We start from the raw sequence: 6,875 nt of genomic DNA on the forward strand, positions 1-6,875 counted from the left end.
CTGGAATCCCGCTCCGTACGATGGCGTTTCAGCCTGGGTGACGAGCAGCGAAGGATCCAACGTGGATAACGTCCGAGACCTGATCATTATCGGCTCCGGCCCGGCCGGGTACACGGCCGCTGTCTATGCAGCTCGCGCGAACCTCAAGCCCTTGGTGATCGAGGGTGTGGAGTCCGGCGGTGCGCTGATGACCACCACCGAGGTGGAAAACTTCCCCGGCTTCGCCGACGGGATCATGGGCCCCAAGCTCATGGAGGAGATGCGTCAGCAGGCGGAACGCTTCGGCGCCGAATACGTCACCGACAACGCGAGCCGGGTCGAGCTGACCGGCGGCATCAAGCGGGTTTGGGTCGGCGACACCGAGTACCAGGCGCGCGCCGTAATCCTGAGCACCGGATCCGCGTGGCGGCCGCTGGGCGTCCCGGGCGAGCAGGAGCTGCTCGGCCACGGCGTCTCCTCCTGTGCCACCTGCGACGGCTTCTTCTTCCGCGGCCACAACATCGCGGTCATCGGCGGCGGTGACTCGGCCATGGAAGAGGCAACCTTCCTGACCAAGTTCGCGGAAAAGGTGACCATCCTCCACCGCCGTGACACCTTCCGCGCCAGCCGAATCATGGCCGAGCGCGCGCTGAGCAACCCGAAGATCGAGGTGGCCTGGAACACTGTCGTGGAAGAGGTGCTCGGCACCGACGGCAAGGTCTCCGGAATCCTGGTCCGCGACGTCAAGACCGGCGAGCAGAGGAAGATGGACGTCACCGGCGTGTTCGTGGCCATCGGGCACGACCCGCGCAGCGAGCTCTACCGCGGCCAGGTCGACCTCGACGCCGACGGCTATGTTCTCGTCGAGTCGCCCAGCACCCGCACGAGCTTGCCGGGCGTCTTCGCCGCCGGTGACCTTGTCGACCACACCTACCGCCAGGCGATCACCGCAGCCGGCACCGGCTGCGCGGCCGCCCTCGACGCCGAGCGTTTTCTAGCTCACTGAACCCCCGATTTTCGACAAAGGAGCTACCCCAATGGGAACCGCCAAGCACGTCACCGACGCTTCTTTCGTGGACGACGTCCTTCAGTCCGACAAGGTCGTCCTGGTGGACTTCTGGGCCGAGTGGTGCGGACCGTGCCGCAAGGTCGCCCCGGTCCTGGAGGAGATCGCCAACGAGATGGGCGACAAGGTCACCGTCGTCAAGCTCGACATCGACGCCAACCCGGAGACCGCTCGCGCCTATCGGGTGATGTCGGTACCCACGCTCACCATCTTCAAGCAGGGCAAGCCGGTCCATTCGGTAGCCGGTGCCAAGCCCAAGGCCGACATCGTGCGTTTAATCGAGGCGGCACTCTGACAATCGTTAAGGGCTGAGAAGCGCGCTACAAGGAGCCTCGGCACGGTAGGCTCCTGTGGCATTTGTGCGGTTTCCCACCCTGGAGGTCTGCTGTGCGTTCGATCCGGCGCGGCGAACGAGGCCCTGCTGTCGTCGAAATCAGGTCGATCCTCGTGACGCTGGGCCTGCTGGCACCGGCCGACGAGCCGATCTTCGACCCGGCTCTCGAGCATGCGGTCCGGATCTTTCAACAGCAGCGTGGGCTCTCCGTCGATGGCGAGGTGGGCGACGAGACGTGGCGCGCCCTTGACTCCGCGCGCTGGACCTTGGGTGCACGCACCCTCGACTTCAGCGTCAACAATCCTTTGCACGGCGACGACGTTCGGCACCTTCAGGAGCGCCTGCTCGAAATGGGCTACGACGTCGGGCGAACAGACGGCGTCTACGGTCCGCGCACAGCTCGGGCCGTCGCCGCATTCCAACGCGAAGTCGGCCTCTACCCGGACGGGGGATGCGGGCCGCAGACGTTGCACGCCCTTCGCCGCCTGGGCCGCAAGGTGGTCGGCGGATCACCGCTGCGCTTGCGCGAAGAGCACCATTTTCGTACCTCCGGCCCCAGCCTGGTCGGGCGTCTGATCGTCATCGACCCGGGTCACGGCGGGCAGGACCCGGGCATCGTGGTCCCCGACGGCCCGCTGCGCTGGACGGAGTCCGACATCGCGTTCGACCTCGCCAGCCGGCTGGAGGGACGCCTCGCCGCGGCCGGAATGCGGGTGCACCTGACCCGCGGGCCACTCGGCGCCGAGGCACCCTCCGATCTCGACCGGGCCTCGCTTGCCAACGACCTGCAAGCCGACCTGCTGATCTCGATCCACGTCGACGGTCACCGCAACCCGGCCGCGGACGGGGTGGCCGCCTACCACTACGGCACCGAGAACGGCGTCACCTCGACGATGGGGGAGCAGCTCGCCGGGTTGGTGCTGCGCGAAATCGTCGCCCGCACCGGGATGCGCAACTGCCAGACCCACGCCAAAACGTGGGAGTTGCTGCGTTACACCCGGATGCCCGCGGTCCGCGTCGACATCGGTTATCTGACCTCGCCCGTCGACCGCGCCCGCCTCATCGACCCGATCTTCCGGGAGCGGGTGGTGGAGGGAATCATCGCCGCCGTCCAGCGGATGTATTACCCGTCCGAAATGGACGTCAAGACCGGGATGATCGACGTCAGCCAGATCCGGCTTGCGCTATCCCAGTGAACGCGTGGCAGGGCGGGCCGGCCGCAGCAAGGTCTCCGGCGTCATCGAACCCAGCAGCTTCTCCAACGCGTACTCCACATCGGACTTCCACGACAGCGCGGTGCGCAGCTCCATCCGCAGCCTGGGGAACCTGGGATGCGGCCGCACCGTCTTGAAGCCGACGGCCAGGAAGTAGTCGGCCGGCGCCAGACACATCGTGGTGATCAGCTTGTCCTCGTCGCCGTGCTCGCCAAACTTCGCATCGCCGAAGGCTTCGATCGCGCGGATGCCGCGCTTGGTCAGATCGCGGGCGACCGACTGGATGAGCATCCGGCCGAGCCCGCCGCCGGAGAACGACGCCACCACATGAGCCGTCATCAGCTGGACGGCGTCGGGGGAGACCGGCGAGGTGGGGAAGGCGTTGCCGCGGGGGACGTACATCGGCGGGGCGTAGAGAACGAACCCGGCCGGCATCCCGTCAACATAGGCGATCTTTCCGCAGGAGCCCCATTCGAGTAGCGTCTGTGAAACCCAGGCTTCCTTCTCCAGGCCCGTGTCGCCCGCCGCACACGCCCGCTCGGCCGCCACCGGATCCAGCTCCCAGAACACGCAGCTGCGACACCCCCGAGGGAGATCCTCAAGTGTGTCCAAAGTCAGATTCACCACGCGGCGCGACAATGTGACCCCCTACCGGCGCACCCAACCTCGTCGACTCTACTCCCGACCGACGATAGGATCGAGAACCTAGCTGCCTGCTGGAGGATGATCACCCGTGGGAGACGTTGCCGGAACGACGCTCGACGACTATATGGATCGCTATGCCCGCAGGGTAATGGGCATGACCGCCTCGGAAATCCGAGCTCTTTTTGCCGTAGCGAACCGGCCCGAGGTCGTGTCACTCGCAGGGGGGATGCCCTACGTCGCGGCGCTCCCGCTCGACACCGTCGGTGCCATGATCGGCAAGCTGATCGCACAGCAGGGCGAGACCGCGCTGCAATACGGCATCGGGCAGGGCATGGTCGAGCTGCGTGAGCAGATCTGCGAGCTGATGGCCGACGTCGGCATCGACGGCTCAGTGGGTGCATCGCCCGATGATGTGGTGGTCACGATCGGGGGACAGCAAGCCCTCGACCTGGTCGCCCGGCTCTTCCTCGACCCGGGCGATGTCGTGCTCGCTGAAGGCCCCACCTATGTCGGCGCCCTCGGCGTGTTCCAAGCCGCGCAGGCGCGCGTCGTCCACGTTCAGATGGACGAAGACGGCCTCATCCCCGAGGCGCTGGCCGCCGCCATCCTCGCGCAAAGGGCTCAGGGCAACCGGATCAAGTTCCTCTACACGATTCCGACCTACCAGAACCCGGCCGGTGTCACGCTGTCCGAGTCGCGCCGTGAAGAGGTCCTCCAGATCTGTGAACGCGAAGGTCTGCTCGTCATCGAAGACGACCCCTACGGGCGTCTCGGCTTCGACGGTGAGGCGCCGCGACCCCTGCGCGCTCGCCGCCGTGACGGTGTCTTCTACCTGAGCACCTTCTCCAAAACCTTCGCCCCCGGGCTGCGCGTGGGGTGGATCCTCGCGCCGCACGCCGTGCGCGACAAGCTCGTCATGACGACCGAGGCCAACATTCTCTGCCCTAGCAACCTGGCCCAGTCGGTGATCACCACCTACCTTTCCACCCAGCCGTGGCGCGAGCAGCTCAAGATCTATCAGCAGATCTATGGGGAGCGACGCGACGCGATGCTCAGTGCCCTTTCCGATTTGATGCCGTCGGGTACGCAGTGGACGCGGCCCAATGGCGGCCTGTTCGTCTGGGCGACACTCCCCGACGACCTCGACTCGAAGGCGATGGTCCCCCGGGCGATCGCCGCCCGCGTCGCCTACGTTCCCGGGACAGGCTTCTACGCCGACGGCACCGGGCAAAAGCACATGCGGTTGAATTTCTCGTATCCGGATCCGGAGCGAATCCGGGAAGGGATACGCCGGCTAGCCGGCGTCATCGAGCAGGAAACCGCGACGCGGGCCGTATTCCATGGAGCACTGTGAACGTTCTGGTACTTGCCGGGGGTCTGTCCTACGAGCGTGATGTCTCGCTGCGCTCTGGACGCCGAGTCATGGACGCTCTGCGCACCGCCGGCATCGACGCCGAAATGCGTGACGCCGACGTGAGCCTGCTGCCGTTGCTCGCCGCCGACCCGCCCAGCGCCATCTTCATCGCACTGCACGGGTCCACCGGCGAGGACGGGTCACTGCGCGGGGTGCTGGAGCTATGCGGCGTGCCCTACCTTGGCCCCGACGCCCGCTCCGCCCGCCTCGCCTGGGACAAGCCCTCAGCCAAAGCAGTCCTTCGCGAAGCCGGAATCGCGACCCCCGACTGGGTTGCCCTGCCCCACGACCGCTTCTCCGAGCTCGGCGCCGTCGCGGTGCTCGACCGGGTCGTCGCCCGGCTCGGCCTGCCCTTGATGGTGAAGCCCGCGCACGGCGGCTCCGGCCTTGGCGCCATCGCCGTACACGAGGCGTCCGCTCTTCCGGCCGCGATGGTGGGCTGCTTCGCCTACGACCAGACCGCACTGATCGAGCGCTACGTCGAAGGCGTGGACGTCGCCGTCTCCATCCTCGATCTGGGGGACGGGGCAATCGCGATGCCGCCAGTCGAAATCGTTCCGGTCAACGGCGTCTACGACTATGCGGCCCGGTACACCGCCGGTCTCACCACATGGCATGCGCCGGCTCGCCTCAAGCCCGAGGTCCACGACGAAGTGGTGCGCATGGCGCTCGCCGCCCACCACGCGCTCGGGCTGCGCGACCTTTCCCGGGTCGATCTGATCGTCACGCAGGAGGGCGAGTGCACGGTCCTCGAAGTGAACGTGTCACCCGGGATGACCGAAACCTCTTTGCTGCCGATGGCGGTTCAAGCCGCCGGCCTCGATCTGGGCGAGGTTCTCGCCCAGATCGTCCGTCGGGCCGCCGTCCGGGGCTAGCTAGCTTCCGCAGGCTTCTCTTCCTCCAACAGCACCGGCGCTTCCAGCTCTAGCGGCGTGACCGGATCCTCGGTCACCCGCGATGGCGCTTGCCAGTCGATGCGCGGCGGCTCCGCCACAGCTGTGCCGCCGAAGTCGGCGAGCCAGGCCGCGATGAGTGCCAGATTTTCTTTCCACTGCGCCTCATCCACCGGCGACATGATCTCGTCCCACATCGGCAGGAACGTTCCGCGCAGCTGGAGCTGCCCTTTGGGCCGGGCCATGAACCACAGCTGTAGGTGGGCAGTGCCGTCACCCCATCGGTACACATGCACTCTCGCGACGTCATCCATGGAGCGGATCGCCCGCTCCAGCCTTACCGTCATCACGCCCAGCTCCGCAGCCAACAGGTTCGGCAGGTCTCCCATATCGAGGTGGGACCGTGGCTCCAGCAGCAGCACCATGGGCAAACCGGTCGGCTTGTCCAGTGCCCGCACCCGCCATCTCTCATTGACCCAGACATAGGTGTCGTCCGAGGTGTTGCACGCTGTGCATTCGGCGACGTCTTCGCCTTTACGCGGTGGTTCGTTCTCAACCGCGGGGTCGAGAGGCTTGATGGTGAAGGTGCCCTCGAACGGGAAGGAGGGCCAGGACGTAAAACTTGGGAGAGTCGCTTGCGACGGCGTTGGGGAGTCGGCCACCAGGAGAATCTAGTCCACCCCAGGCCCTCAGGGACATAGCCCACCCCCTCGAACCTTCGGTGGGGACAAGCCTGTGGATAACTTTGTGGATGACCGCCACTCCTCCCTCGTCCAGCGCCACTCGTCGAAGCGACCGACGGCCATTTCCCTTGGCGGGCAACGGTTTCACTCTTGTGGACCTCGGTTTCACGTGAAACACGACCCCCAGACGCCTGTGGATAACTTGCCTTGCTCTGTGGATATCGGCTGTGAGCATCGCCTGTAGAAAGCCCTCTATGCACAGGCTCACTGTCACCCCTGTGGAAAACTTTCGCCCTGTCGCCGACCACCGAACGCCACGTTTCACGTGAAACCGGCCGACCAATTGCCATCTAAAGGGTCAGCCGCATTGCGCTGACCCAACTCCCTTCGGCCGCCACCGAACAGTCCTCACCCCAGCCGAACCACGCGGCGCTTTATCAACCACGTTGCTTGGTTACGCCGACCTCATCTTTCCGCGGTCGCCACCTGAGGCTTCCAGCCGTGGGAGTCGCTCCTCACTCTCCCCGACGCCGGGCCGCTGGTCGCCTTCCCCCTTCACCGCGCTCGCCTTCACCGCGCTCGCCTTCACCGCGCTCGCCTTCACCGCGCTCGCCTTCACCGCGCTCGCCTTCACCGCGCTCGCCTTC

Annotated in this window: 7 protein-coding genes and 1 pseudogene; 6 read left to right on the top strand and 2 right to left on the bottom strand. The window is 66.2% G+C overall.

Features of this window, described 5'->3' with window-relative positions:
• Positions 1–61: 61 nt before the first annotated feature.
• From trxB to Rhe02_RS34830, 3 genes are all read left to right on the top strand, one after another.
• The gene (gene trxB, locus Rhe02_RS34820; protein WP_203912704.1) at positions 62–985 is read left to right on the top strand and encodes a thioredoxin-disulfide reductase; all 924 of its coding nucleotides are present in this window, start codon (positions 62–64) and stop codon (positions 983–985) included.
• Positions 986–1,016: 31 nt separating this feature from the next.
• Positions 1,017–1,340, top strand: coding sequence for a thioredoxin (gene trxA, locus Rhe02_RS34825; RefSeq protein WP_203912705.1), 324 nt, complete (start codon positions 1,017–1,019; stop codon positions 1,338–1,340).
• A gap of 92 nt (positions 1,341–1,432) precedes the next feature.
• Positions 1,433–2,575 (top strand): N-acetylmuramoyl-L-alanine amidase, encoded by a 1,143-nt coding sequence (locus tag Rhe02_RS34830; protein WP_203912706.1) that lies wholly within the window; start codon positions 1,433–1,435, stop codon positions 2,573–2,575.
• On the opposite strand, the gene Rhe02_RS34835 is transcribed toward Rhe02_RS34830, so the two are convergent.
• On the bottom strand, positions 2,564–3,232 hold the full coding sequence (locus Rhe02_RS34835; protein ID WP_203912707.1) for a GNAT family N-acetyltransferase: 669 nt from the start codon (positions 3,230–3,232) through the stop codon (positions 2,564–2,566). The two genes, Rhe02_RS34830 and Rhe02_RS34835, sit on opposite strands and share 12 nt — an antisense overlap.
• A 130-nt stretch (positions 3,233–3,362) precedes the next feature.
• Between Rhe02_RS34835 and Rhe02_RS34840 the strand changes: the two genes are divergently transcribed.
• Both Rhe02_RS34840 and Rhe02_RS34845 read left to right on the top strand, forming a co-directional pair.
• Positions 3,363–4,592 (top strand): aminotransferase-like domain-containing protein, encoded by a 1,230-nt coding sequence (locus Rhe02_RS34840; RefSeq protein ID WP_203912716.1) that lies wholly within the window; start codon positions 3,363–3,365, stop codon positions 4,590–4,592.
• A complete protein-coding gene (locus Rhe02_RS34845; RefSeq protein ID WP_203912708.1) occupies positions 4,589–5,527 on the top strand; it encodes a D-alanine--D-alanine ligase family protein in 939 nt (312 codons plus the stop codon). The genes Rhe02_RS34840 and Rhe02_RS34845 overlap by 4 nt, the downstream gene beginning before the upstream one ends.
• On the opposite strand, the pseudogene Rhe02_RS51045 reads toward Rhe02_RS34845, so the two are convergent.
• A pseudogene (locus tag Rhe02_RS51045) lies at positions 5,527–5,970 on the bottom strand (hypothetical protein); the annotation flags it as partial. The gene Rhe02_RS34845 and the pseudogene Rhe02_RS51045 overlap by 1 nt on opposite strands.
• Before the next feature lie 796 nt (positions 5,971–6,766).
• On the opposite strand from Rhe02_RS51045, the gene Rhe02_RS51050 reads away from it, so the two are divergent.
• Positions 6,767–6,875, top strand: a 109-nt coding sequence (locus Rhe02_RS51050; protein WP_203912717.1) for a pentapeptide repeat-containing protein, incomplete at its 3' end; no start/stop codon positions are given.

This window comes from Rhizocola hellebori (assembly GCF_016862955.1).
Classification (GTDB): Bacteria; Actinomycetota; Actinomycetes; order Mycobacteriales; family Micromonosporaceae; genus Rhizocola; species Rhizocola hellebori.